27 protein-coding genes, 1 tRNA gene and 1 pseudogene are annotated in these 24,188 nt (G+C 56.8%); 8 read left to right on the top strand and 21 right to left on the bottom strand.

Going from position 1 to position 24,188, the window contains the following annotated elements; all coding sequences use genetic code 11:
• The first annotated feature begins 281 nt into the window (after positions 1-281).
• The 4 genes from NBV64_RS03760 (at position 282) to NBV64_RS03745 (ending at position 3,149) form a co-directional block, all read left to right on the top strand.
• Positions 282-719 carry an Ivy family c-type lysozyme inhibitor gene (locus tag NBV64_RS03760; RefSeq protein ID WP_009462247.1) on the top strand — a complete coding sequence of 146 codons (438 nt, stop codon included), beginning with the start codon at positions 282-284 and terminating at the stop codon, positions 717-719.
• Positions 720-793: 74 nt separating this feature from the next.
• Positions 794-988, top strand: coding sequence for a heavy-metal-associated domain-containing protein (locus tag NBV64_RS03755; RefSeq protein ID WP_022983238.1), 195 nt, complete (start codon positions 794-796; stop codon positions 986-988).
• A gap of 229 nt (positions 989-1,217) precedes the next feature.
• Positions 1,218-2,282, top strand: a complete 1,065-nt coding sequence (gene ada, locus NBV64_RS03750; RefSeq protein ID WP_250756715.1) for a bifunctional DNA-binding transcriptional regulator/O6-methylguanine-DNA methyltransferase Ada — start codon at positions 1,218-1,220, stop codon at positions 2,280-2,282.
• A gap of 117 nt (positions 2,283-2,399) precedes the next feature.
• Entirely contained in the window at positions 2,400-3,149 is a 750-nt protein-coding gene (locus NBV64_RS03745) for an SDR family oxidoreductase (protein WP_250756714.1), read from the top strand.
• 64 nt (positions 3,150-3,213) lie between these two features.
• On the opposite strand, the gene NBV64_RS03740 is transcribed toward NBV64_RS03745, so the two are convergent.
• The 10 genes from NBV64_RS03740 to ccmA are packed head-to-tail and all read right to left on the bottom strand — an operon-like array spanning position 3,214 to position 10,432.
• Positions 3,214-3,951 carry a cytochrome c biogenesis CcdA family protein gene (locus tag NBV64_RS03740; protein WP_022983239.1) on the bottom strand — a complete coding sequence of 246 codons (738 nt, stop codon included), beginning with the start codon at positions 3,949-3,951 and terminating at the stop codon, positions 3,214-3,216.
• Position 3,952: 1 nt separating this feature from the next.
• A complete protein-coding gene (ccmI, locus tag NBV64_RS03735) occupies positions 3,953-4,828 on the bottom strand; it encodes a c-type cytochrome biogenesis protein CcmI (RefSeq protein WP_022983240.1) in 876 nt (291 codons plus the stop codon).
• A complete protein-coding gene (locus NBV64_RS03730; RefSeq protein ID WP_239055126.1) occupies positions 4,825-5,298 on the bottom strand; it encodes a cytochrome c-type biogenesis protein in 474 nt (157 codons plus the stop codon). The genes ccmI and NBV64_RS03730 overlap by 4 nt, the downstream gene beginning before the upstream one ends.
• On the bottom strand, positions 5,295-5,825 hold the full coding sequence (locus tag NBV64_RS03725) for a DsbE family thiol:disulfide interchange protein (RefSeq protein WP_009462261.1): 531 nt from the start codon (positions 5,823-5,825) through the stop codon (positions 5,295-5,297). The genes NBV64_RS03730 and NBV64_RS03725 overlap by 4 nt, the downstream gene beginning before the upstream one ends.
• The gene (locus NBV64_RS03720) at positions 5,822-7,789 is read right to left on the bottom strand and encodes a heme lyase CcmF/NrfE family subunit (RefSeq protein WP_088451144.1); all 1,968 of its coding nucleotides are present in this window, start codon (positions 7,787-7,789) and stop codon (positions 5,822-5,824) included. Before NBV64_RS03720 ends, NBV64_RS03725 begins: the two co-directional genes overlap by 4 nt.
• Entirely contained in the window at positions 7,786-8,235 is a 450-nt protein-coding gene (gene ccmE / locus NBV64_RS03715) for a cytochrome c maturation protein CcmE (protein WP_022983242.1), read from the bottom strand. Before ccmE ends, NBV64_RS03720 begins: the two co-directional genes overlap by 4 nt.
• Complete coding sequence (gene ccmD, locus NBV64_RS03710) at positions 8,228-8,413, bottom strand: heme exporter protein CcmD (RefSeq protein WP_009462365.1); 186 nt, start codon at positions 8,411-8,413, stop codon at positions 8,228-8,230. Before ccmD ends, ccmE begins: the two co-directional genes overlap by 8 nt.
• Positions 8,413-9,144, bottom strand: a complete 732-nt coding sequence (ccmC, locus tag NBV64_RS03705) for a heme ABC transporter permease CcmC (RefSeq protein WP_009462363.1) — start codon at positions 9,142-9,144, stop codon at positions 8,413-8,415. The genes ccmD and ccmC overlap by 1 nt, the downstream gene beginning before the upstream one ends.
• Positions 9,145-9,149: 5 nt before the next feature.
• Positions 9,150-9,818 carry a heme exporter protein CcmB gene (gene ccmB / locus NBV64_RS03700; protein WP_022983243.1) on the bottom strand — a complete coding sequence of 223 codons (669 nt, stop codon included), beginning with the start codon at positions 9,816-9,818 and terminating at the stop codon, positions 9,150-9,152.
• Positions 9,812-10,432 (bottom strand): cytochrome c biogenesis heme-transporting ATPase CcmA, encoded by a 621-nt coding sequence (gene ccmA, locus NBV64_RS03695; protein WP_088451148.1) that lies wholly within the window; start codon positions 10,430-10,432, stop codon positions 9,812-9,814. Before ccmA ends, ccmB begins: the two co-directional genes overlap by 7 nt.
• Before the next feature lie 222 nt (positions 10,433-10,654).
• On the opposite strand from ccmA, the gene NBV64_RS03690 reads away from it, so the two are divergent.
• Positions 10,655-11,191, top strand: coding sequence for an ureidoglycolate lyase (locus tag NBV64_RS03690; protein WP_250756713.1), 537 nt, complete (start codon positions 10,655-10,657; stop codon positions 11,189-11,191).
• 45 nt (positions 11,192-11,236) lie between these two features.
• Here the strand turns inward: NBV64_RS03690 and cynR are convergent, their stop codons facing one another.
• Positions 11,237-12,124 carry a transcriptional regulator CynR gene (gene cynR / locus NBV64_RS03685; RefSeq protein WP_250756712.1) on the bottom strand — a complete coding sequence of 296 codons (888 nt, stop codon included), beginning with the start codon at positions 12,122-12,124 and terminating at the stop codon, positions 11,237-11,239.
• A 108-nt stretch (positions 12,125-12,232) separates the two neighbouring features.
• On the opposite strand from cynR, the gene NBV64_RS03680 reads away from it, so the two are divergent.
• Positions 12,233-12,883 (top strand): carbonic anhydrase, encoded by a 651-nt coding sequence (locus NBV64_RS03680; protein ID WP_022983244.1) that lies wholly within the window; start codon positions 12,233-12,235, stop codon positions 12,881-12,883.
• Between the two features lie 260 nt (positions 12,884-13,143).
• The gene (locus tag NBV64_RS03675) at positions 13,144-14,943 is read left to right on the top strand and encodes an autotransporter outer membrane beta-barrel domain-containing protein (protein WP_250756711.1); all 1,800 of its coding nucleotides are present in this window, start codon (positions 13,144-13,146) and stop codon (positions 14,941-14,943) included.
• 85 nt (positions 14,944-15,028) lie between these two features.
• On the opposite strand, the gene NBV64_RS03670 is transcribed toward NBV64_RS03675, so the two are convergent.
• Positions 15,029-15,670: a DsbA family protein gene (locus NBV64_RS03670; protein ID WP_250756710.1), complete on the bottom strand. Its 642-nt coding sequence runs from the start codon at positions 15,668-15,670 to the stop codon at positions 15,029-15,031.
• Between the two features lie 491 nt (positions 15,671-16,161).
• On the opposite strand from NBV64_RS03670, the gene NBV64_RS03665 reads away from it, so the two are divergent.
• Positions 16,162-17,775, top strand: a complete 1,614-nt coding sequence (locus tag NBV64_RS03665; RefSeq protein ID WP_250756709.1) for an ABC-F family ATP-binding cassette domain-containing protein — start codon at positions 16,162-16,164, stop codon at positions 17,773-17,775.
• 88 nt (positions 17,776-17,863) lie between these two features.
• Here NBV64_RS03665 and NBV64_RS03660 read toward each other — a convergent pair whose 3' ends face one another.
• The 9 genes and pseudogenes from NBV64_RS03660 to NBV64_RS03620 all read right to left on the bottom strand — a co-directional run bounded on the left by NBV64_RS03660 (position 17,864) and on the right by NBV64_RS03620 (position 24,186).
• On the bottom strand, positions 17,864-18,640 hold the full coding sequence (locus NBV64_RS03660) for an aminoglycoside adenylyltransferase domain-containing protein (RefSeq protein WP_250756708.1): 777 nt from the start codon (positions 18,638-18,640) through the stop codon (positions 17,864-17,866).
• A 161-nt stretch (positions 18,641-18,801) separates the two neighbouring features.
• On the bottom strand, positions 18,802-19,119 hold the full coding sequence (locus NBV64_RS03655; protein ID WP_009462341.1) for a helix-turn-helix domain-containing protein: 318 nt from the start codon (positions 19,117-19,119) through the stop codon (positions 18,802-18,804).
• Positions 19,097-19,479: pseudogene (locus tag NBV64_RS03650) on the bottom strand (type II toxin-antitoxin system RelE/ParE family toxin). The gene NBV64_RS03655 and the pseudogene NBV64_RS03650 overlap by 23 nt, the downstream one beginning before the upstream one ends.
• A 106-nt stretch (positions 19,480-19,585) precedes the next feature.
• Positions 19,586-20,677, bottom strand: coding sequence for a redox-regulated ATPase YchF (gene ychF, locus NBV64_RS03645; protein WP_009461081.1), 1,092 nt, complete (start codon positions 20,675-20,677; stop codon positions 19,586-19,588).
• A 131-nt stretch (positions 20,678-20,808) separates the two neighbouring features.
• Positions 20,809-21,630, bottom strand: a complete 822-nt coding sequence (locus NBV64_RS03640) for a CPBP family glutamic-type intramembrane protease (protein ID WP_203145105.1) — start codon at positions 21,628-21,630, stop codon at positions 20,809-20,811.
• Positions 21,631-21,633: 3 nt separating this feature from the next.
• Positions 21,634-22,230, bottom strand: coding sequence for an aminoacyl-tRNA hydrolase (gene pth, locus NBV64_RS03635; RefSeq protein ID WP_009461083.1), 597 nt, complete (start codon positions 22,228-22,230; stop codon positions 21,634-21,636).
• Positions 22,231-22,358: 128 nt separating this feature from the next.
• Positions 22,359-22,958 carry a 50S ribosomal protein L25/general stress protein Ctc gene (locus NBV64_RS03630; RefSeq protein ID WP_009461084.1) on the bottom strand — a complete coding sequence of 200 codons (600 nt, stop codon included), beginning with the start codon at positions 22,956-22,958 and terminating at the stop codon, positions 22,359-22,361.
• Between the two features lie 96 nt (positions 22,959-23,054).
• Complete coding sequence (locus NBV64_RS03625) at positions 23,055-24,005, bottom strand: ribose-phosphate pyrophosphokinase (RefSeq protein ID WP_009461085.1); 951 nt, start codon at positions 24,003-24,005, stop codon at positions 23,055-23,057.
• A 104-nt stretch (positions 24,006-24,109) separates the two neighbouring features.
• Positions 24,110-24,186 (bottom strand) — tRNA-Gln (locus tag NBV64_RS03620).
• Positions 24,187-24,188 lie beyond the last annotated feature (2 nt).

The raw sequence follows: 24,188 nt of genomic DNA, 5'->3' as shown, positions 1-24,188 counted from the left end.
GATGCACAGCAGATCGAACTACAAATTCAACTATGCCAACCATTCATTTATAAATAGTTTAGTTATGAAACAATTTTGCTGGCAAGCTGTGGTTTTTACCTACACCCCTCAAATGCCCTGGTAATTCGACAGGAAACAAAGCCCCGTGCCAATCCCATGGACGGATAAGCACTATAACGACTGTAGGGATAGCCGTTTATGCAGGTTTTCCTTGATTTTGTTAACAATCCCGCACTAAGCGCGCTGCTAAACTGAAGGCTCGCCTCATTATTGGAGATCCCATGCGTATTTCCCATTCTCTGTGCCGCCTTGTCCTTGGCAGCGCCCTGCTCGCCCCTTTCCTGAGCAATGCACAGTCCTCGGAATCCGTTTATCTGGCTGACCTGGCCAAGTCCAACAAGCAAGTGGCCCAGCAGTATCAGAGCCTGATGCAGGACGTCGCCAAAAACGCCAGCTGGGTTAAAGATTTCGGTACGGCTTCGCCGGGCGAAACCGTTTCTCTGGATGGCCGCGACTACCAGGTTTTCCAGGGCTGCAAACCCCATGACTGCACCAGCTCCAGCTACGTAGTGCTACTGGACACTCAAAAGCAGACCATCTCCTACGGTGCTTTTGTGGAAAACAAGGAATCAGGCCCAGGTTTGGCCAGCAGCCAGATTCAATGGCTGGGCAATCCCGAGTTTGATCAGATCCGCCTGATGTCACCGGCCCTGTTTTAAAAAAAACAGCACTTGACCTTGCCCCCGTGGCAAGCCTTAAGCTGACTCCATTGTTTTTATCAAAGGAGTCAGCTATGTCCACCTTCTCCGTACCCGACATGACCTGCGGCCACTGTGTACGCAGCATCACTGAAGCCATTCAGGCTGTCGCCCCTCAAGCCACCGTCAGCACGGATCTGGAAAAACACCAGGTTACCGTTCAAGGTCTGGATGGCGCACAAGCCCTGAAAGTGATTGAAGAAGCGGGTTACACCCCCAGCGCCCTGTAAGCACGACGCGCCTTTCACGGTGCCAGCGCTTCAGAGCCAATAAAAAGGCCGGTTGATACCGGCCTTTTTTCATACTGCTTCGTTTAGCACGCACATACCGTCAACAACTGACAGGCTCTTGTGTGGTGTCAGCCGGGTCTGTCAATATTGACCGCAAGAATCGGAGTGCTTGCGATGAAAGACCCGCGTATTCTGGCTTCGTAATTGATGATGTCAGGATCCCTGCCCTATGACTACGAACCCTGCTTACAAAACCGACGATCAGCGCTGGGCGGCTGTGCAGGCACGAGACCCCGCTGCCGATGGCCAGTTCGTCTATGCGGTGCGTACCACAGGCGTGTACTGCCAACCCAGCTCAACAACACGCTTGCCCAAGCGCGAGAATGTCGAATTTTTCGATTCGCCCCAGAACGCTGAAGCAGCAGGCTATCGTTATAGCCGTAGGGCCCATGGCTCTCAAACCAGCGCCGCAGCCGAACGGGCCGCCATCGTGGCTCGTGCCTGCCGCCTGATCGAAACCTCGGAGACGCCGCCATCGCTGGACACGCTGGCAGCCGCGGTGGGCAAAAGCCCCTTCCATTTTCATCGGCTGTTCAAAGCCGAAACAGGTCTGACGCCCAAGGCATACAGCTCGGCCTATCGTGCTCGCAGACTGCGCGAGGAACTGAGCAGTCCGGATACGACCATCACCAATGCGATCTACGACAGCGGATTCAACTCCAACAGCCGATTCTACGAAGCCTCTGAACAGCTGTTAGGCATGCGTGCACGGGACTACCGGGCTGGAGGGGCCGGTGCTGTCATCCGTTTCGCTGTAGGTCAGTGCTCTCTAGGAGCGATTCTGGTAGCCCAAAGCCAACGCGGCATCTGCGCCATCTTGCTGGGCGACGATCCCGATCAACTGGTTCGTGACCTGCAAGATCAGTTTCCCAAAGCCGAAATCATCGGCTGCGACGGCGAGTTCGAGCAATTGATCGCTCAAGTCGTGGGCTTCATCGAAACGCCCTCTATTGGCTTGCACCTGCCACTGGATGTACAAGGAACGGCCTTCCAGGAACGAGTCTGGCGCGCGCTCTGTGAGCTCCCGCCAGGCGTCACCGTCAGCTACACCGACATCGCCGAACGCATAGGCTCGCCCAAAGCTGTGCGTGCCGTGGCCCAGGCTTGCGCCAACAACCACATCGCCGTAGCCATCCCATGCCACCGCGTCGTACGCCGGGATGGCGATCTGGCCGGTTACCGCTGGGGGGTAGACCGAAAACGTGAACTGCTACGCCGCGAAGTACAAGACTGATAGTCGGCTACCTGCCCCATCATCAAGAACCGGTTTTGAAGGCAAGAAACGGAGTTCCCCGTCAGGCCAGGACACATACGATGTGAGCTCCCAATAGAAATACAGGAGATTTCACTCATGGCTTTGCTTGATGGAAAGGTTGCCCTTGTTACCGGCGCATCCTCTGGTATTGGACGCGCCATCGCATTGATGTTTGCTGAGCAGGGAGCGGCACTTGTTCTTACGGCAAGGCGTAGCGCATTGCTTGATGCCGTCGCCAAGGAGATCCGGCAGTCTGGCGGCCGTGCCGAGTTTGTGACGGGGGACATTACGCAGGCTGAAACCCATGAGCAACTGATCGAAGCCGCGAACAGCAGATTCGGTGGGCTGGATATTGCGATCAATAACGCCGGTATTGTCGGTGCCCTCAAGCCGCTGGCCGAGATGTCACTGGAAGAATGGCAAACAACACTGGATACCAATCTTGAGGCAGCCTTTCTGGGTGCCCGTAGCCAGATTCCAGCCATGCTCCATCGCGGTGGCGGTTCGATTGTTTTCACCTCGAGCTTTGTGGGCACCAGTGTCGGCCTACCCGGGATGAGCGCTTATGGTGCCGCCAAAGCGGCACTCATGGGACTGGTCAAAGGCATCACTGCAGACTATGCGGCGCAAGGAATACGAGCTAACGCTCTATTGCCTGGCGGAACTGACACAGACATTGCCGGGGATCAGAGCACCAAGGATTGGGCGGCGGGGCTGCACGCCATGAAGCGAATCGCCCAACCTGAAGAAATTGCGTCCGCAGCACTCTTTCTGGCCAGCCCCATGTCCAGTTTTGTGACCGGCTCCGCCTTGTTCGCGGATGGAGGCAATGCGGCCGTGAAGTGACAATGCGGTGCTTCCTGATAGCTGATGAAGCACCACACTGATAACAGGCAAATACTGAGGCTTGTTAGCCCAGTTGCCCTAACACCGGGAAGGTCTTGAGCACCCAGATAGCAAACCGCGCCAGCTCGCCGGTTGCCATGGCCCAACCCATCACAATCAGCACCAGACCCGCCCCCCAACGCACATAGCGCCCGATCTTCCTGATCTGGGTCATGCGCTGCAAGAAGGGGGTCAGGAAGCAGGCGGCCAGGATGAAAGGTACACCCAGACCCAAAGCGTAGACGGACAACAGGATACTGGCCTTGCCCGCACTGGCCGTGCTGGCTCCCATCATCAAAATGCCCGCCAGAATCGGGCCGATGCAGGGAGTCCAGCCAAAGCCGAACGCCAGCCCCATTACCGTTGCCCCGCCAGGGCCTGCCGCTTTGCCGGATTCAAAGCGATAGTAGCGTTGCAGGCTCATGGGCATGCGCAGCACCCCCATCACACTCAAGCCCGCCAAAGCCACCATGACACCTGCCGCCACATTCAACTCATAGCGATAGGCCATCAACAGCTGACCAAGGTAAGAGAGGCTGGCTCCCAAGGCGATAAAAACCAGCGAAAAGCCAGCCACAAAACAAACGCTGCGGCCCAGTAGCTGGCTGCGCTTGACCTGCGTATACACCTGCCCGTCCCCGGCCAGATAAGACAGATAGCCGGGAACCAAGGGCAAGACGCAGGGGGAGAGAAACGAAGCCATCCCCGCCAGAAACGCCGTTATCAGGGCGATCAGGCCCAAATCCAAAGACACTATTTCCATATCAAGGGGCCGTGGCAGGTTCCGCTGCAGGGGCGGCCGGCATACGCATACGTTCGCGCGCCAGTTGCAAGCCCTGGTTCACGACCTTGGCGGTTTCCGAATCGGGTGGAAACTGCGCCAGCAAACGCTGCCAGTAGTCGATCGCAGCCGGATACTCCTCTTTATGCAAAGCGGCAGCGCCGGCCAGCATCAAGCCCAATGGCTCTTCGGGATACAGCTCCAGCGATCGCTTGACCAAACGACCCGGCAAACCGTCCAAGGTATCGACACCGGCCAGCAGCATGGATTCAGCATATTCAGCCAATGCCGTCGGGTCTCCATCCACCACGGCCATGGCCTTGGCATACGCCTGTGTCGCTTCCTGATGGCGGCCGTAATAGCGATGCGAACGGGCCATCATCAACCAGGCGCCCGGATCGTCCGGGTTTTCTTTCAGACGCTGCTCCAGACGGGCCACCATGGCCTCAATATCCACGGGCTGTGCGTTGGCTTGCTGCTGCACGGCGGCAGGATCGAGCATGGCCGGATTGCCCAGATAAAAGTACAAGGCGATAGCCGCGACCGGAATGCTGACCATCAAGGTCCAGGCCAGCTTCGGTGCGCCTGCTTGCTGCACAGATTCCGTTTTCAGCCCTTCGTTTTCTTCCAGCACACGCTGGCGCAAATCCATCTGCGCCTGTTCAAAGTCCTGGGCAGACAAGACACCGGCCTGCTTGTCCCGTTCGATTTCCTTGAGCTGCTCACGCAAAATCGCCAGATTGGCCTGCTTGTGTTCAACCACACGCTGCACGGCGGGCTTGCGCTTGACGCTCAACATCAAATACACCGCGCACAGCAGCACCAGTAGCGCGGCCACAATATAAAAAACAATAGTCACGATTGTTCATCCCGAGAAGAGCCCTGCAAGAGAGCATCGGCTTGACGACGTTGTTCCTCGGTCAAGGCCGTGTCATCACCCGCGCGGCGTCGACGGCGCAGCGTAAAGGCATAGACCAGAAAGCCAGTCAGCAATAACAGAGCTGGCCCGAACCAGAGCAGCAAGGTGGTGGATTTAAAGGGCGGGCGATACAAAATGAAGTCGCCATAGCGATCCACCATATACGTGCGAATCTGATCGGGGCTGCGCCCCTGCCCCAACTGCTCCATGATCTGCTGACGCAAGTCCACCGCCAGCTCGGCACGCGATGCCGCAATGGATTCGTTCTGGCACACCAGACAACGCAGCTCGGCCGCAATTTCCAGCATCACCGATTCCTGGACGCCCTGTTCCCCCGACTGGGCCTGCGCCGCCGGCACCAGAAACCACACACTGGCCATCAAGGCCACCATCCATTGACGCATCATCATGGCTGCTGCTCCAAACGACGGATCAAAGGCAACAAGGTTTCCTCCATGGATTCACGCGACACGGGGCCTATGTGCTTGAAGCGCACAATGCCCTGCTTGTCGATCACAAAGGTTTCCGGCACACCGTACACACCGAAATCAATGCCCACACGACCGTCCCTGTCCATGACAGAGACTTCATAAGAATTGCCATTGCGTAGCAGCCACTCGCGGCTTTCTTCAGGTACGTCCTTGTAGTTCAAGCCCACAATCGGCACCTTGTGCTTGGTGGACAGCTCTTTGATGAAAGCATGTTCGGTCAGGCACGGGTAGCACCACGAGGCCCACACGTTCAGCAACCAGACGCGTCCCTTCATTTGCTCACCCGAAAAACTGGCTTCGGGATTGTGCAATTGAGGCAGGCTGAACGCCGGAGCCGGTTTATCGACCAAGGGCGAAGGCACTTCGCTGGGCTTCAAGGTCAAACCAATGCCCAGAAATACCAGCAACAGTACAAAACCGATCAAGGGAACAGTAAAACGGTTCATGCCTGCACCTGCGTATTCATGGCTTTGTTTTGCACAGCGGCACGGGTTTGCTTGGCGCGATAACGTCGATCACTGATTGCCAGCGCACCGCCCAAGGCCATCAGCAAACAACCCAGCCAGATAAAGTCCACCAGAGGCTTGTAGTACAGACGAACACTCCAACCGCCCTGATCAAAGTTGTCGCCCAGCGCCACGTAAATATGACGCAAACCATTGGCGTTAATGGCCGATTCCGTCATGGGCAAGGCCGAGGACAGATAGGTGCGCTTTTCCGGATACAAGGTGGACACCACCTTGCCATCCTGCAGCAGTTCTACCGTGCCGCGTTCGGCCGAATAGTTCGGGCCCGGCACAATACGCACGCCCTGGAAGCGCGCGTCATACGCGCCCACCTGCGCCGTCTGACCGGGTTGCAACAAGACATCGGTTTCTGTCTCGTAGTGGCTGACCATGGTCACCCCCAGGACAAAGACAGCGACCCCGATGTGGGCCAGGTGCTGACCCAGCCAACTGCGTGGTTGCGAGAACACGCCGGAACGCGTGGCGCGCACACGCTTGACCACATCAAACAAGCTGCCCAAAACAATCCACATGGCCAGACCCGCGCCCAAGGCGGCGGTGCCCTGCCACTGGCCGTACAACAAAGGAATGGCTGCACCCAGCACGATACTGAACACGATCACCAGGGCCAGTTGGCGCACCATATCCATCATGCTGGCACGCTTCCAATTCGCCATGACGCCAAACACGATCAGAACCAGAGCCGGGATCATCAAAGGCACAAACACCTTGTTGAAATAAGGTGGCCCCACGGAGATTTTGCCCAGGCCCAGCGTATCCATAATCAGGGGATACAAGGTGCCCAACAGCACCGTGCCCGTCACCACTACCAGCAAAACGTTGTTGACCAGCAGCAAGGACTCACGCGACACCACGGCAAACTGCCCACCTGCTCCGACACGCGGTGCGCGCCAGGCAAACAGGATCAGGGAGCTGCCCACAATGACGGCGAACAGACTCAGAATGAACACACCTCGGGCCGGATCTGTAGCAAACGCGTGTACTGAGGTCAGCACGCCGGAGCGCACCAGGAAAGCGCCCAAAATGGACAGCGAGAAGGTGCTGATTGCCAGCAACACGGTCCAGTTCTTGAAGCTGCCACGTTTCTCCGTGACCGCCAGCGAGTGAATCAGGGCGGTCCCCGCCAACCACGGCACAAAGGAGGAGTTCTCTACCGGGTCCCAGAACCACCAGCCGCCCCAACCCAGCTCGTAGTAGGCCCACCAGCTACCTACGGCAATACCCAAGGTCAGAAACAGCCAGGCCGAGGTTGTCCAGGGACGCGACCAACGCGCCCAACTGGCGTCCAGACGGCCTGCCAGCAAAGCGGCAATCGCAAAAGCAAAGGCCACCGAAAAGCCCACATAGCCCATATACAGCAAGGGAGGGTGAACAATCAGGCCAATATCCTGCAAGAGCGTATTCAGATCCAGACCTTCAGCCGGAACCGGGAACATGCGCTCAAAGGGGTTGGAGCTAATCAACACAAACAGCAGAAAACCGGCGGTAATCAGACCCAAGACGCCCAGCACACGGGCCAGCATGGCTTCCGGCAAGGAACGCGAATAAATGCTGACAGCAAAGGCCCAACCCGTTTGCATGAACATCCACAGCAGCAGCGAGCCCTCATGCCCGCCCCACACAGCAGCAATGCGGTAGAACAAAGGCAGTTTGGTGCTGGAGTTCTGCGCCACATAGGCGACAGAGAAATCAAAGCTCACAAAGGACCAGGCCAGACACAGCAAACTGAAGGCCACCAAACCGAATTGCCAGCGGGCTGCGGGACGTGCAAAAGCCATCCAGGCCAAATTGCCACGCCAGGCACCATACAAGGACACAATGCCTTGGGCCAGCGCCAGTACAAAAGTCAGAATCAGGGCAAAGTGTCCAAGCTCCGGGATCATGGCTGGGCTCCTTGTTTCGCGCGCTCGGCCTGCTCCATGGCATGCATGGCCTCGGGCGGCATGTAGTTTTCATCGTGCTTGGCCAGCACTTCTTCCGCCACAAAATGGCCCTGCTCGTTCAAGCGACCTTGGGCCACCACGCCTTTCCCCTCTTGAAACAGGTCCGGCAAAATTCCCGTATAGCTGACAGGCACCTGGGCCGCGCCGTCTGTCACCACAAAGTTCACGGCCATGCCTTGGGCGCCACCACGGCGGATGCTGTCCATCTGCACAATGCCACCCACCCGGAAGGTCCGGTTTTCAGGGCTTTGCCCCTGGCTGACTTCAGTAGGGGTAAAAAAGAACACCAGGCTGCTTTGGAAGGCATTGAGGATCAGGGCGGTTGCCGCCCCCAGCACGATCAATGCGCCCAGAATCAGGACCAGACGATTTTGTCGCTTAGTCATGGCGCTGGCCCCCCAGGGCGCGCTCGTCACGTACCCGCTGCCAGGCCCGTGCCCGCCCTGCCCGGACGCTGAGCACTTCACCCAGCATCAACACGGTACAGGCCAGCACCGAGCCCCACACATACACGGCATAGCCGCCCATAGCGAAAAAATCGCCCACACTCGACCAATGCATCATCAGCCCTCCGTCAAGTTGCGAACCCAGGCGGTATGCGCCTCACGTTCAAGAATCAAATTGCGCACCCGGTACAGTGCGATGGCAATGCTGTAGCACCACATGGCCAGACTCATCAGCAACATGCCCGTCAGCATGACGGTGGCCATGGATGGCGAGCTGGTCAGCGATACCGAAGCCCCCTGATGCAAGGTGTTCCACCACTGCACCGAGAAATAGATAACGGGCACATTCACCACCCCGACCAGGGCCAGGATGGAAGCGGCTTTGTCAGCGCGACGTGGGTCGTCAATGGCACCACGCAAGCCCATGAAACCCATGTACAAAAACAGCAGCAGCAATTCGGAAGTCAGACGGGCATCCCAGACCCACCAGGCGCCCCACATAGGCTTGCCCCACAGGGCTCCGGTTACCAGGGACAAGACCGTACAGATCGCCCCGGTCGGGGCCAGCGCGGCTGCCATCATGGCGGCGGTGCGACTGTTGAAAACCAGGCAGATCAAGGACCAGAAGCCCATGGCCAGATAGATCAGCATGGACATCCAGGACACGGGCACATGCAGAAAAATGATGCGATAGCCTTCGCCTTGCTGGAAGTCGGTAGGGGCCAAAAAGAAGCCTACATAAGCGCCGACCAGAAACAGCAGAAAGGCCAGGATGGCAGCCCAAGGGATAATGCGTCCGGCCAGAACATAGAAGTTTTGAGGAGCGGCGTAGCGATACAGAAAGTTCATGGAATTTACTCAAGAGCAAGGCGCAACGCCGCTGCCGTGGCAGGTGGCGCAAAGAACAAAGCCAACAGTAAAAAAGCGGCCAGAACGGACAGATGCGCTTGCGCACCCAATCCTGCCTGAACCGCTTGCACCGCCCCCGCCCCGAAAACCAGCACGGGCACGTAAAAGGGCAAAATCAATAAAGCCAGCAAAACCCCTGCCGAGCGCAGGCCCAACACCAGAGCCGCGCCAATCGCCCCCAACAAGGTCAGAACGGGCAGGCCCAGCGCCAGGGACAGCATCAGCACGCCCAGGCTGGACGTAGGCAGGCTGAATTGCAGCCCCAGAATCGGAGCCAGCAAAAGCAAGGGCAGGCCTGTCAAAAAGGTATGCGCCAGCACCTTGCCCAAAACCCAAAGGCTAAGCGGCAGGTGAGAAAACAGAACCTGCTCCAGTGCACCATCCTGCTCGTCCTGTTCAAACAGGCGGCTTAGCGACAGCATGGTCGCCAGCAAGGCCGACACCCACAGCACGCCAGGCGCCATCTTGGACAGCAAGGCCGCATCCGCCCCCACACCCAAGGGAAACAGGCTGCACACCACCAAAAAGAAAACCAGTGGAATCAGGACATCGCCGGGGCGACGCATCGCCAGGCGCCACTCGCGCTTCATCAAGGCTAAAAAGAGACTCAACATGCCTGCCCCAGATCCAGATGCTGCACCTTCAAATCCCAGGGCAAGGTCTGGTGGCTAGTTAGAATGACAGCGCCCTGCTTATGCAGATGCTGCGCAATCAACTCGCCCAGAAACTTCTGACCGGCGCTGTCCAGCGCAGTCAGCTGCTCGTCCAGAATCCACAAGGGGCGATTGCTCAGAGACAGGCGCACCAGAAACACGCGGCGACGTTGTCCGGCTGACAGTTGCCGTACAGGCACACGACGGTAAGCCAGCAAACCGCCAGCCAACAACGCTTGGTCGCAAGCGTCCCGCTCTAGGGGAACGCGATCCTGCATAAGCAGGCTGTCCAGATTTTCTTGCACCGACAAGCTGCCATTCAGCCCCGGCGCATGCCCGCCATACACCAGCTGCCGTCGGTAATCGCTATCGTTGCTTTGCACGGGACGGTCGTGCCAGATCAGTTGGCCTTCGTCGGCCTGGGCGATATTGGCCAGGATACGCAACAAGCTGGTTTTGCCGCTGCCATTGGGCCCACTGACCAAACAACATTGGCCAGCTTCAAGCCTTAGGCTCAGCTCGGAGAACACACGACGCTGGCCCCGTCTACAGGTCAGCGAAACAGCTTGAAGCACAGCAACCCCTTGTCAAGAAAGCAAACAGAGCGAAGCCGCCCCTGAAAAAAGGCGGCTTGCTTAGCTCGCTAAGTAAAGACGAGCCCTCTTCAAGACAGGGGATGTTTTACTTAGTTCCACAATACCCACGAGAAACTCAAGCTTATTGATCTAGGCCAATCCGGGTTCAAGGCTGCATTCTTGATAAGATGCTGCCTTAGTACTTTCTTTGAGCAATAAACCATGAGCACCCCAATCACCCTGACTCCCCAGCCCCTCAGCCCCGAGGCTTTTGCTCCTTATGGCTGGATGTTGGGTAAAGGTCTGGCCACGGCGCCAGCGACGGCCGCCTTCAGCAATGCCGCCACTGACTTCTGGCACGAACATGCGTTTGACACAGGTCCAAGCGGTCAGACCGAAGTGCTATGGGTGAATTACCGCATTCAAGACCCCAACATCACGACCCTGGAAAACCACCTGCTGACGCAACAGGCACTGATCCCGCTGACTGGCGAAGTGATCCATATCGTGGCTGACAGCAAGCCCGAAGGGGGTCCGGATTTGTCGACCCTGAAAGCCTTTCGCATTCCTCAAGGGCAAGGCGTCTGCATGCGCCCCGGTTGCTGGCACAGCAGCCGTGTAGCCGGAGGTGAAGTCGCCTGTCTGATGCTGACGCGTATCTCTACCACGGTAGATCTGGTCGCCCATTTGAACGAGGGCGAACCCGCCACGGAAAGCGAGTTGCGCCCTCTGGAACAAAGCGTGGTGGTGGCGCTATAAGGTGCCCGCAGCAGAGCGCGACCATCGCTCTGCCCGACACCCGCATCAAAACGTCGATGCCGCGCCGTATTTCAGCGCCAGCTCAATAAAGGCGCGCATTGCAGCAGATTGATAGGCACCCTTGCGCTGCATCAAAATGGCCCGCCGTTGCGGCGGGGCCGGGTCCAGACTCACAGCCACCAAATACTCGCTATTGCCGGCAATCGCGGCAGGCAACAAGGTCGCCAGACCCGTGCGCCGAACCACCTCGATCACGGCATTGAGCGAGTTCGACTCCATCGAAACCTTCAAATCCAGATCATGCTGACGGCAATGGCGTTCGATCTGCCCACGCGTGGCGAACTCGGGCGTCAACAAAACCAAAGACTCACGCATCAGCGTGTCCCTATAGATGCTGCGGCGCTCGGCCAAGGGGTGCGTGCGGCTCATCACCAACGCCAGCGTCTCCACCAGTAAAGGCTGAAACTCCACGGCAGCCGAAGTCGGCTTTTCAAAAGCGATACCAATATCCAGCTCGTCTTCGACCAATTGCGTTTCCACACGCTCCTGCAGCATTTCCTGCACCACCAGGCGCACATTGGGATAACGGCGGTAAAAGGCCTCTACCAGAGGGCCAATCAAGTAAGACGTAAAGGTAGGCGCCACCGCCACTCGCAAGGAGCCTCGACTCAAATCGCTGACGTCATGCAAGGCCCGCCGCCCTTCTTCCAGATCCTGCAAGGCTTGCCGGGCATAGCGCAAGTAGACCTCGCCCGCATCCGTCAAACGCACAAGACGTCCGGTGCGATCAAACAGTTGTGCGCCCAGATGTTCTTCCAGCTGGCGTACCTGCTGAGACAAGGCCGGTTGAGACACGTGCAAGGCGCGTGCGGCGCGGGTAAAGCTTTGATACTGGGCAACCGCCAGAAAATAATTAAGATGGCGCAAAAGCATAAGGGACCTTTCTATAAGCAAACCCAATGCAAAGCATCAGAAATCGGTATTTTACCTTATGACCCTGAAGGGTTAATCTTCTATCCAAGCCGAACTACAAGGACAAGGATGAAAGACATTATCGACGGTTTCCTGAAATTCCAACGGGAAGCCTATCCCAAGCGCGCCAAGCTCTTCAAAAATCTGGCCACACAACAAAACCCCCGCGCTTTGTTTATCTCTTGCTCCGATAGCCGTCTGGTCCCCGAGCTGGTAACACAACGTGAACCCGGCGATCTGTTCGTGATTCGTAACGCTGGCAACATCGTTCCCTCCTATGGTCCGGAACCCGGTGGTGTGACCGCCTCCGTGGAATACGCCGTGTCCGCCCTGCGTGTATCCGACGTCGTGATTTGTGGACACTCGGATTGTGGTGCCATGACCGCCATTGCCTCCTGTCAGTGCCTGGACCATATGCCCGCTGTAGAACACTGGCTACGCTACGCCGACTCGGCCCGTCTGGTGAATGAAGCCCGCACCCACGCCAACGAGCAAGAACGAATTTCCTCCATGGTGCGTGAAAACGTGGTAGCCCAACTGGCCAATATTCAGACTCACCCTTCCGTGCGGCTGGCCATGTCCGAAGGCCGTTTGACCCTGCACGGCTGGGTCTACGACATTGAATCGGGCACGATCGACGCCTATGACGGTGGCAGCATGAAATTTGTGTCCCTGGCTGACAACCCGGATGTATGTGCTGCTCCCTTGGTACGCCGATAAGTTCCTAGCGGACAAAATAAAAAACGCCATGCAAATGCATGGCGTTTTTTTTGCTACCTGCCTACGTTTATCCCCCCCTCAAAAACCTGTGCCTGTCTGTGTCAGGAATAAACGCCTCACCACTATGATGGTCCTGATCCGATGATCTTTTCATCCCTCTGTTCCATCCGGGTCGCGCGTTCATCTTGAACATCACGATATAACAAGCAAAGCGCTGTTCAGAACATGCCGCTCGGAGACTCTTTTTTAATGGCTGAACAATGAAAAAAACATGTCTTGCCCTGGCCTTGATGGCCTTGCATGCCGGGACACAGGCACAAGGCTTCTCCAACACCTACTTTATCGGCGACAGCCTGACTGACAGTGGGCAGTTCGGTTCGCGCTTTACCACCAATCCAGGCCAGGTCTGGTCCCAGGTACTGGCTCAGAAACTGGGAACCGACGCGGCCCCTAGCAGCCAAGGTGGTAACAACTATGCCGTCGGCGGAGCCCGCGTGGCTATCGATGAGCTGCTGGATCCCAGCAAGCCTCCCAGCCCCACTAATCCCCCTTTGCCCGCCATGACCACGCAGACCGCTCAACTGCTGGCCATGCACAATGGACGCCTGGACGGACAGGCTCTTTACGCCGTCTGGGGTGGCGCAAATGACTTGTTTGCCGCCGTAAAAGATCCGTTCAATATGTCCCAAATCGTGGCTGATTCCGTCGGCAGTCAAACCGCCTTGATCAACACGCTATCGCAAGCGGGCGCTCGCTACATTCTGGTCCCCAACATTCCTGATCTGGGCATGACTCCAGAGTTCGCCGGCTCCCCTATCAGCGCGGGTATCGCCACCTTGCTCAGTGACAGCTACAACCAGGCGTTTACCCAGCAGCTCAGTTCCAGCTCTGCCAATATCATTCCCTTGAACGTCTCGGCACTCTTGCATGAAGTGGCTGCCGACCCGCAGGCCTACGGCTTCAGCAACGTCAATACAGCAGCTTGCGGCAGTGTGTCCTCTCGCCTGTGTACGCCTGCCGATCTGGTGGCTCCTGGTGCAGACCAGAACTATCTATTTGCTGATGGTGTCCACCCCACGTCAGGCGGCCATGCTGTTATTGCCGACTATGCCCACGCTGTCGTCAGCGCCCCCAGTCAGGTCGCCATGCTGGCCTCCGCAGCCAATACCGCCGGGCAGATGCAAATGCAGCACATTGACCGTCGTCTTCAAACCGTCAGTTCGTCACAAGACAGGGATCTGGCAGTCTGGTTCCAGGGCGAGGCCATCACGCGTAATGGCAGCAGTGCGAACTCACGTCTGGATGGCACGCAGGCAGCCTGGAAGCTGGGTTTGGATAAGCGTCTGGCTGATTGGACGATAGGTGCCTACCTGTCTTACGACAATCTGGATGGCGATACGGACGAAAAAGGCACTTATAGCCAGAAGCGTCAGTCCGCTGGTCTGTACGGCCGCTGGCAGACCGAGAATCTATGGGTGAACGCCCAGCTTTTCTACAGCGATCTGGACAATAAAACCCGCCGTCATATCCGTCTGGGTGCCGCTACGCGCGAACACCAGGCCAAAGCAGGCGGCAGCCAATACGGCGGCAAGATCAGCACGGGTTACGACTGGCAGGCCGGTGCCGTCACCCATGGCCCGCTGTTAAGCCTGAGCATGCAGAAATCCAAGATCAAGGCTCTGTCGGAAGATGGCCGAGGTTTGTCTACCTCCATGGGTTTTGATGCTCAGGACCAGACCTCGGTACAAAGCAGCCTCGGTTACCAGATCAATGTTGCTGTCAGCCATCAGTGGTCCGTTCATGCCTCCGCACAGTGGCTGCATGAATTCAAGAAACCGGCAGAGCTGCTGGGCGCACGCTTGCAGGACGGCGTCTACAACCACCGCCACTTTTATCTGCCTACGGATCAGGAGCGCGTGCGTGACACAGGCCTGTTGGAATTGGGTGCGACGGGTCAGCTCAGCAATAACTGGACGCTGGGAGCCGGTGTCAGCACCCAAGTGGGTAAAGGCACCAGCGCTCAAACAGCCTTGTACCTGAATACGGCTTACCGCTTCTAAGTTGGCAAGTCTTCACAACTATTGCGGTATCCTGGCTTGGCCCGGATGCCGCAATTTCAATCTGCTTTATGTACCGAACTGCTAGTCAGCCCAATAAGGAATCCAGGGTCTGATTCAGCGTTTCCAAAGTGGTACCAACCGCCGGTAGCTTTGTCACTTTTCGACCATCCACAAACAGCAAGGTCGGATAGGATTGCGCGCCTAAAGCCCGAGCCAGGGCAAAATCAGCCAAGGCTTGTTCCCGGCCTGAACCGTCAGTCAAATGGCGTCGCACAGCATCTACGTCCAGGCCATTGGCAGCAGCAATCCCCTGGCAGACCTCCGGATCAGACAAGCTGCGTCCGTTCAAGTAGAAAGCCTGCTGCAACTCGTGCACCCAATGAATGGCCTGCTCCGGATCTTGCGCTCGCAGCACCGCCAAGGCCGTGGCCGCTTCCAGTGAATCCATGACAGTCGAGCCCTCCTCTGCCAAGGCCTTATAAGCAGCCCCAAACGTCGCCCCCGTCATTTGCGCGATGCGCTCGTTGGATTCGGAAATATAAGGGTAGCGGGACATGGGAGCAGCCCGGTCACCCACGAACAAGCCACCCGAGACAGCGGTAAAAGGAATGCGATGCTTGTTGGCCGCCTCGAACTCGACCATGCGTTCGGCAAAACCCCAGCACCAACCGCAATACACATCCTGCACATACACAATCGAACGAGCGGGTAAATTGAATGTGTTCATGACATTCCCTAAAAATGGTGTAGCTTCCCGGAATGGGAGAGAAACGGCACTCCTGATCCTAGCCCCCAGACATGAAATGACGCAGAGGATAAAAAGACGAGGACTCCACTTTATTGAATAAACGTCAGGCAATAAACTTCATTTCCTGACGGGTGGCAGCCTCTCGCGGCTCGATATTTCAAGCGGCCTGCAGCAGCACAGGCCTCACCGCGCTGAAGCTTGTAAAACAAGATCCCAAAACTGTGAGACAAGCCCAGGCTTCTGAGCCCAAACCCGCTCCTGTGTTGGAATCACACGACCTTCATGGCTCCCTTGAAAGCCCGACCGGCTTTACCTTCCCGGCAAAATGCTTTTATAGTGTGGCTTCGATTCATTTCCCGTGAGGTATTCGTCCAATGCGCCACTAATGCCGCCGTCCCCTAGACGGCCAGTCTCCACCCGCCCCCACTACGACTCAGGGGGAGTTCCTGGCATTAATGGAAGCATGACGCGTGACGAATCCTTATCTGACGCTGGAAGGCGTGTCCTATACCTTGCCGCAAGGCAAGACCCTGTTTTCCCAACTGAACGAAACCTTCGACTCGCGGCGCACTGGCCTTGTCGGACGCAACGGTGCAGGCAAAACCATTCTGGCTCGAATCCTGGCCGGAGAAATTCAGCCTAGCAGCGGCCGTTGCCTACGCTCGGGAAAAGTGCATTATCTGGCGCAGCAAGTGGCTTCTGTCAGCGGCTTGCGCGTCGCCGATCTGGCGGGCGTAGGACCGGCACTGGACGCCCTTGCCCGGATTGAATCCGGCAGTAGCGCCGTAGAAGACTTCAATCTGATCGAAGACCGTTGGGATATTCGACAGCAATTGCAGGAAGCGCTGGAGCGCAATGGCCTGGGTCATCTGACTGCCAAGACGCCTGCCGAAACATTAAGCGGCGGCCAGGCCATGCGGGTGTCGCTGATCAATGCCTTGCTGTCTCAGGCCGATTTCCTGATTCTGGATGAACCCAGCAACCACCTGGATCGCGACAACCGGCTTGCGCTGATTGAGCAGCTACGACACTGGCCCCACGGCCTGCTGGTCATCAGCCATGATCGCCAACTACTGGACACGATGGAGCGCACTGTGGAGCTGTCTTCCCTGGGGCTGCGTAGCTATGGCGGCAATTACAGCCACTACGCCGAGCAGAAAGCCTTGGAGCAGCAAAGCGCCATGGACCAGCTGGAGCACCGCAAGCTGGAGCGTCAGCGCGCAGAAAGCACCATGCAAGAGCAGCGTCAACGTCAGGAGCGTAGACAGGCACGCGGCAATCAACAGGGCAAGCAGGCCAATCAGGCCAAAATCCTGCTGGACAGGCAAAAGGGCCGCAGTGAAGCCACCACCGGCAAACTGCGTCAACAACACGTGACGGCTCAAAAGCAGTTGGCACAACGCGTACAGGAGGCTGCCGAGTTGATCGAGCAGGACACCGCTATCAATCTGCACGCCCTGCCCTTGATGCCGCTGACCCGCCAGCGCGTTGTGGAACTGGATGAGGTGAAGCTCCCCTATGTCCCGGCCAACCAAGCCCTGGTCACACTGCTGTTAAGCGGCCAGCAACGAGTAGGAGTCATAGGTCCGAACGGCTGCGGCAAATCCACGCTGCTCAAGGTCATTGCAGGCCAATTGGAGCCCCTTGCTGGCCACTGCAAAGTAGTGCCACAACATGTTTACCTGGATCAGGGCTTGGCTGATCTGGACCCGCAGCAAACCGTGCTGGAACAAATACAGGCAGTCAACCGCAAAAGCAGCGAGGGCGATTTACGCATGCGTCTCGCACAGCTGGGACTGGACGCCCAAAAAGTCACCGGCCCCAGCGCTGCCCTGAGCGGTGGCGAACGCCTGAAAGCCGCCCTGGCCTGCGTGCTGTACGCGGATCCTCCGCCACAACTGCTGCTTCTGGATGAACCCAGCAACCATTTGGATCTGCCTTCAACCTTGGCCCTGGAAACCATGTTGAGCAGCTACCAGGGCACGCTGATGGTGGTCTCGCACGACGATGCCTTCATGAACAATCTTGGGCTGACGGAACGGCTGGAATTCAGTGAAGAACGCTGGAGATTGCTACCTTGGTAGCGGCGCAAAACATAAGTGGCGCTCCCCCGCTATCTGAACGACAACCACTTATAGCGGTGGGACCGAGGGCCAAATTCAGGGCGCACTCTTACAAAACCTGCTTAATGTTCCCAAGTAGTGCCTGCGCCAAACGCTCTGCTTCCTTGCTCCTTGTGTCCCAGCGATCAAGCACCTCACCGACATACGCCAGACGCGCATATTCCAAGGTCTTGGCCAGCTCCTCGGACAGCCTGGGAATAGCCCACTCTGCTGCCTGCTCTTTAGTCACAAAATCCCCATGAACACCTGTTCGCCACATGCGCGCCAAAGTCAGCAGAACATTGCGCTCGTCTCCACGCAGCCCTTCATACAAGGGATCTACACCATCCCGCATTGCCTGGCGTATATGCTCGATCGGTGTAGCCGGAACATCTGCCAGCACATCGCTCCCCCATAGCAACTGCGCCTGCTGGCGGGCCTGGGCCAGAAGCAAGGTGTATTCAGGATCAGCGGCGGCTTCGGACAAGTAGCCCTCCTTGAAGGCCTCCCGCAGCCATTCACCGTAAATGAACTCCACCTTGGCCGGATGAACATTGCGTTGAAGATCTGCCAGACGACACACCACCAGCTCGATACAACGCGGACCACCAGGCGTGGCCGGATGAGGGGCTGAAACAGACAATAAAGCCGCAATCAGATCCTGACGCTGTTCATCTGACAGGGGAGCATCAACGACCGCCAATATATCCAGATCGCTTTGTGGCCGGAGCCCTCCGGCCACAGCGGAACCGTGCAAATACAAAGCTTGCAGATCAAGGCTCAGGATTTGTTGCACAAGCGCCAAGGCAGATTGCAACTGGTTGTTTGGATTTTCTGAGGCCAACATTCGACAAGATCTCTTCATAAGCAGTATTAGCGACATAGAACAAGCATTGGGACTAGCAGGCTGCTCCCCCAATGCAGCCCTGCCAGCTCCGAGGACCCAAACGCTTAACGCGTCGCTGGACAGAAGATCGAATACCGATTGGTCAAACAACGGAGAGAGAATCAAGCAATTGCTTGAATGCCCTTCTTCTCAACCACCGTCAACAAACGCAATGCTGGGCCGCCCGGTTTTTTTACACCACGCTCCCAGTCGGAAACCAGGTTTTTACTGACATTCAAATAGAGTGCAAACACAGGCTGCGAAAGATGCTCACGTTCACGCAAAGCACGAATGCGCTCAGGTGTCATAGGCAAGACTGGTGTTAAACAAGACTCATCAAACTCACGCATGGTTTGTTTGTCAATAGCGCCAACTTCCTGCAAGGCCTGCATCGTTTCATGGATTGCTGCGTAAGCTTCACTTCGATATTTTTTTGTCATTATCATGTACCTCCGTAAATTGCCCCTTGCTGATCAACTGGGCCAAATAGGCTTCTGACAAACCCAATACATAAGCGGCAGCCTTCTTGAACGCCGCTTCTTCATCCGCATCAATATTGGCGCGATCACTTTTAGCAAAGCCATATACAAAGAAAGCCAGCTCGTTTGTACGGTAGAAAGTCCGAAATCCGCCCGCCTTGCCTTGACCACTACGGGTCACACGCTGCTTGACCAGGCCCCGCCTAGATCTGCATCGACAAGTCCACGCTCTGCTCGTGTTATTGCATCCAAAAGCGCCAGATCCGCAATGCCCTGTTTGCCGGCGAACCGCTCGAACCATGCATTTTTGAAAACTCTCACCGCGGCCTCAAGCGTGATTAATAACACTAAGTGTTATAGATATTAGCAAAAAAAAGCAGGTACCTGATCCCAGGCACCTGCCACATCTACAACACTTGCAAGAAGCTTAGACGTTAAACAAGAAGTTCAGCACGTCACCATCTTTCACAACGTATTCCTTGCCTTCAGCGCGCATCTTGCCGGCTTCCTTGGCACCTTGTTCGCCCTTGCAGGCTACGAAGTCGTCAAAAGCGATGGTCTGTGCACGGATGAAGCCGCGCTCAAAGTCGGTGTGGATCACGCCTGCAGCTTGGGGGGCGGTATCGCCCACGCGGATGGTCCAGGCGCGGACTTCTTTAACACCTGCAGTGAAGTAAGTTTGCAGGCCCAGCAGGCTGTAGGCGGCGCGGATAACGCGGTTCAGGCCTGGCTCTTCCATGCCCAGATCGGACAAGAACTCAATCTTGTCAGCGTCGTCCAGTTCAGCGATTTCAGCTTCTACGGCAGCACATACAGCCACAACAGGAGCGCCATCAGCGGCAGCATAGTTCTGCACGGCTTCCAGGTGTGGGTTGTTGGTGAAACCGTCTTCTTTCACGTTGGCCACGTACATGGTGGGCTTGGCGGTGATGAAGCCGTAGGATTTGATCTGGTGCAGTTCGTCTTCGTCCAGCTTCAGCGAACGCACGGACTTGCCTTCTCCCAGTGCTTTCTCGATACGCTCCAGCAGGGCTACCAGCTTGGCAGCGTCTTTATCACCCGAGCGAGCCAGTTTCTGGTTACGGTGCACGGCTTTCTCAACCACGCCCAAGTCGGCCAGCGCCAGCTCGGTGTTGATGATTTCGATGTCAGCCAAGGGGTCAACCTTACCGGCAACGTGAATGACGTTGTCATCGGCAAAGCAGCGCACCACGTGCACGGTGGCGTCGGTTTCGCGGATGTTGGCCAGGAACTGGTTACCCAGGCCTTCGCCCTTGGAAGCACCGGCGACCAGACCAGCGATGTCTACAAATTCCACCACGGCAGGCAAAATGCGCTCGGGGTTCACGATCTTGGCCAGATCTTGCAAACGCTGGTCAGGAACTTCGACCACACCGACGTTCGGTTCGATGGTGCAGAAGGGGTAGTTTTCAGCCGCAATGCCGGCTTTGGTCAGAGCGTTGAACAGAGTGGATTTACCAACGTTGGGCAAGCCAACGATGCCGCATTGCAGTGCCATGAGTATCCTGAAAATCAAAGAGTTATATAAACGATGCGCTATTGTAGCGCCCTTGGACGCTACAGAGCCTGCAGACAGATCAGAACAGTCGTGCCGGGGACACAGGATAGCGCCTTGAGACGCGGGCTTGTCTAGACTGGAATGCCGTCAAACAGCTTGAGCAAGCCAATAATCAGCAAGACCGGGCCACCATTGAAGATGGCATGCAGCACGATCGATGCACCAATGCCTCGGCGCACTCGCAGCCAGGCCAGTACCAACCCTGTCAAACATTGGGGCAGCACCAGCATGGGCAGCAAATACCAGCTCATACTGTTGAGCTGGAAGTTATACAAATGCAGCGCTCCAAAAGCCAGCGTTGCACCATAAAACACCCAGGGAAAGAAACGCCAATAGCGTCGCATGGATGAAAAGCGCCATGCCCTTCCCTGCAAGGCACCCACCAGCTTGCGCCACCAGCTACTGCCTGCGGGCAAGGCTTGGCGTGGCATGCCGGTATAACGGCTGATCCAGATTGCCAGGCACAAGACCAGCAAGCCTTGTATCAACCACCAGCCTGGTCCCTGAAACATCAGGAACACCGCCAGCGGAACAACCGTCAGCCATTGTGACGGCCGTCTCAGCACGAAACGAAAGACCAGCTCTTCCACAATAGGTGCCCAGATAATGGCTTGCACCCAAGGAATACGCGTCGGGTCCAGGCGATGCTGCGCACCGCCCACACCTGCTACCGATACTGCGATCGGCCCCAGCACCAGCGCATTGATCAGCCAAAGCATGCCCGCCCATTGCAGCAGACGCTTCCAGGGCAAGGGAGCAAACCAGTCCAGATACCAGCCGTCACCCTGGACTCTGCCAGGCAAACGCCGGGCGCTACGAGGGTGACGCAGAAAATAAAAGAAATCTTTAAGCTCGTCCCGGAAACGCATCTGGCTGCTTGGCGCTGGCTTCATGTATCAAGCCTTCTGGGGCGCGTAAAGCTGGCGGGTCGCCTGCTCAAAGTCGCCACGCAGCAAAGCAGGCATCATGACGCGGCAACGGTTCATACCGTCCTCGATCTCGCGCAGCTCTTCATTGCGAGGGGTATGCAGTACAAAGTTCACCACTTGCTGGGCCAGGCCCAAGGTGCGAGGGTGACCAATGCCCAGGCGCAAGCGCCAGAAATCCGGTGTCCCAAAGGCGGACTGGATGTCGCGCAGGCCGTTATGCCCGGCGTGCCCACCGCCTTTTTTCATCTTCACCTGACCGGGCAGCAAATCCAGTTCGTCATGCAGGACCAGCACCTGTTCGGGCTTGAGCTTGTAGAAACGCATCAAGGCACCGGCGGCTTGCCCGGACTTGTTCATGAAGGTAATGGGTTTGGCGATGATGACGTTTTCACCTTCAAAACGCGCTTTGGCCACCCAGGAGAAAAAGGATTTTTCCAGGTTGAACGTTGCATGCAGATCATCAGCCAACTGGTCTGCCAACCAAAAGCCCGCATTGTGACGGGTGGTTTCGTACTCAGGGCCAGGATTACCCAGGCCAACAATCAAACGGATAGGCTCAGACATGAATGTTTTCGCAGAAAGCGCCTGCTCCGGCAAAGGCGCAGGCACAAATAACAAACCCCCGCCAGCATACGCTGACAGGGGTTGATTCGCCAAGCTGCAAGCCGACCGAAGCCGGCTGGCAATCTTGATTACTCGGCGCTTTCTTCTGTTGCTTCCGAAGCAGCAGCACCACCGCCAACTGGCAAGGCAGCAGCCAGCAGAGGGTTGGCTTCGTTACCAGCGTAAGTAACACCACGTGGCAGCTTGATGCTGTCCAGGTGCACGTTGGCGTTGGCAGTCATGCCGCTCAGGTCCACAGTGATGGACGCTGGCAGGTTAGCTGGCAAGCAGGTGATTTCCAGCTCAGTCAGGATGTGGCTGATAACTTGGCTGCTCAGCTTGACGGCTGGGGACACATCGCCACCTTCAAAGTTCAGAGGAACTTTGGTGGTGATGGCTTGCGAAGCCAGAACGCGCTGGAAATCAACGTGCAGAACTTGCTGCTTGTAGGGGTGCCACTGAACCGAGCGCAACAGCACTTTTTCAGCTTTACCGTCCAGTTCCATCGTCAGGATGGAAGCGTGGAAGGCTTCTTTGCGCAGGTTGTGGTAGGTCTCGTTGTGATCCAGAGCGATCACGACGGGTTGTTCGTCGCCACCGTAAACGATAGCGGGAACCTGGCCAGCGCGACGCAGGCGGCGGCTCGCACCCGTACCCTGTACATCACGCGAAGTAGCGGTGAATTTCATGTAGAACTCCAATTGCAGAACGCTTAATACGTACTGCGGAAAGTGGTAGCGAACTACCAAGTTGACGTGCGCCGCGACCAGCGCACGCTAAAAAACTTAATCAGTGAACAAGGAGCTGACGGACTCGGCGTTGGAGATACGCAAGATGGTCTCGCCCAACAGTGCTGCACAGGACAGCTGGCGAATCTTGCTGCATTCACGTGCCTTGGCGGACAAAGGAATGGTGTCCGTTACAACCAGCTCGTTCAATTGGGACTGCGTAATACGTTCGATAGCTTCGCCCGAGAGCACAGGGTGCGTACAGTAGGCGTAAACCGCCTTGGCACCGCGCTCTTTCAGAGCTTCAGCCGCTTTGCACAGCGTACCGGCCGTATCCACCATATCGTCCATCAGGATGCAGGTGCGTCCATTGACATCACCAATGATGTTCATGACTTCGGAGACGTTGGCACGTGGGCGACGCTTGTCGATAATGGCCAGGTCCACTTCCAGTTGCTTGGCCAGTGCACGTGCGCGCACCACACCACCGATGTCAGGCGAGACAACCACCATATCCTGGTAGTTACAGCGCCAGATATCGCCCAGCAAAATGGGGGAAGCGTAGATATTGTCGACAGGGATATCGAAGAAACCCTGGATTTGGTCAGCGTGCAGATCCATCATCATGACGCGATCGACACCGACCACTTGCAACATATTGGCCACGACTTTGGCAGAGATCGACACACGCGCCGAACGGGGGCGTCGATCCTGGCGGGCGTAACCAAAGTAAGGGATGGCGGCGGTGATGCGACCGGCCGAAGCACGGCGCAAGGCATCGACCATCACCATGATTTCCATCAGATTGTCGTTGGTGGGAGCACAGGTGGGCTGCAGAACGAAAACATCGCGACCGCGCACGTTCTCGTTGATTTCAACCATGGCTTCCCCATCAGAGAAGCGACCCACCGTCATTTTCCCCAGCGACATATCAAGGTGGTTGACGACATCGACAGCAAGGCGAGGATTAGCCGTGCCGGTGAAGATCATGAATCGGTCTTGTGCCATGATGGGAGATAGATTTTGATGCAGGAAAAGCAAAGCTGTTGATCGAAACCCCTACAAGGAAACGACTCAACAGCTTTACATTATCGCAGGCTAGGCCTGAAAGGTGGCTGGGGAAGAAGGATTCGAACCTTCGCATGCTGGAATCAAAATCCAGTGCCTTAACCAGCTTGGCGATTCCCCAAA

Source organism: Alcaligenes sp. DN25, assembly GCF_023674485.1.
GTDB lineage: Bacteria > Pseudomonadota > Gammaproteobacteria > Burkholderiales > Burkholderiaceae_B > Alcaligenes > Alcaligenes phenolicus.
This window is presented reverse-complemented; position numbering and strand designations above follow the sequence as displayed.

Coding starts and splice junctions, on each gene's coding strand:
- NBV64_RS03760 (WP_009462247.1), top strand. CDS start 282: ATGCGTATTTCCCATTCTCTGTGCCGCCTTGTCCTTGGCAGCGCCCTG.
- NBV64_RS03755 (WP_022983238.1), top strand. CDS start 794: ATGTCCACCTTCTCCGTACCCGACATGACCTGCGGCCACTGTGTACGC.
- ada (WP_250756715.1), top strand. CDS start 1,218: ATGACTACGAACCCTGCTTACAAAACCGACGATCAGCGCTGGGCGGCT.
- NBV64_RS03745 (WP_250756714.1), top strand. CDS start 2,400: ATGGCTTTGCTTGATGGAAAGGTTGCCCTTGTTACCGGCGCATCCTCT.
- NBV64_RS03740 (WP_022983239.1), bottom strand. CDS start 3,951: ATGGAAATAGTGTCTTTGGATTTGGGCCTGATCGCCCTGATAACGGCG.
- NBV64_RS03730 (WP_239055126.1), bottom strand. CDS start 5,298: ATGATGATGCGTCAATGGATGGTGGCCTTGATGGCCAGTGTGTGGTTT.
- NBV64_RS03725 (WP_009462261.1), bottom strand. CDS start 5,825: ATGAACCGTTTTACTGTTCCCTTGATCGGTTTTGTACTGTTGCTGGTA.
- NBV64_RS03720 (WP_088451144.1), bottom strand. CDS start 7,789: ATGATCCCGGAGCTTGGACACTTTGCCCTGATTCTGACTTTTGTACTG.
- ccmE (WP_022983242.1), bottom strand. CDS start 8,235: ATGACTAAGCGACAAAATCGTCTGGTCCTGATTCTGGGCGCATTGATC.
- ccmD (WP_009462365.1), bottom strand. CDS start 8,413: ATGATGCATTGGTCGAGTGTGGGCGATTTTTTCGCTATGGGCGGCTAT.
- ccmC (WP_009462363.1), bottom strand. CDS start 9,144: ATGAACTTTCTGTATCGCTACGCCGCTCCTCAAAACTTCTATGTTCTG.
- ccmB (WP_022983243.1), bottom strand. CDS start 9,818: ATGTTGAGTCTCTTTTTAGCCTTGATGAAGCGCGAGTGGCGCCTGGCG.
- NBV64_RS03690 (WP_250756713.1), top strand. CDS start 10,655: ATGAGCACCCCAATCACCCTGACTCCCCAGCCCCTCAGCCCCGAGGCT.
- cynR (WP_250756712.1), bottom strand. CDS start 12,124: ATGCTTTTGCGCCATCTTAATTATTTTCTGGCGGTTGCCCAGTATCAA.
- NBV64_RS03680 (WP_022983244.1), top strand. CDS start 12,233: ATGAAAGACATTATCGACGGTTTCCTGAAATTCCAACGGGAAGCCTAT.
- NBV64_RS03675 (WP_250756711.1), top strand. CDS start 13,144: ATGAAAAAAACATGTCTTGCCCTGGCCTTGATGGCCTTGCATGCCGGG.
- NBV64_RS03670 (WP_250756710.1), bottom strand. CDS start 15,670: ATGAACACATTCAATTTACCCGCTCGTTCGATTGTGTATGTGCAGGAT.
- NBV64_RS03660 (WP_250756708.1), bottom strand. CDS start 18,640: ATGTTGGCCTCAGAAAATCCAAACAACCAGTTGCAATCTGCCTTGGCG.
- NBV64_RS03655 (WP_009462341.1), bottom strand. CDS start 19,119: ATGACAAAAAAATATCGAAGTGAAGCTTACGCAGCAATCCATGAAACG.
- ychF (WP_009461081.1), bottom strand. CDS start 20,677: ATGGCACTGCAATGCGGCATCGTTGGCTTGCCCAACGTTGGTAAATCC.
- NBV64_RS03640 (WP_203145105.1), bottom strand. CDS start 21,630: ATGAAGCCAGCGCCAAGCAGCCAGATGCGTTTCCGGGACGAGCTTAAA.
- pth (WP_009461083.1), bottom strand. CDS start 22,230: ATGTCTGAGCCTATCCGTTTGATTGTTGGCCTGGGTAATCCTGGCCCT.
- NBV64_RS03630 (WP_009461084.1), bottom strand. CDS start 22,958: ATGAAATTCACCGCTACTTCGCGTGATGTACAGGGTACGGGTGCGAGC.
- NBV64_RS03625 (WP_009461085.1), bottom strand. CDS start 24,005: ATGGCACAAGACCGATTCATGATCTTCACCGGCACGGCTAATCCTCGC.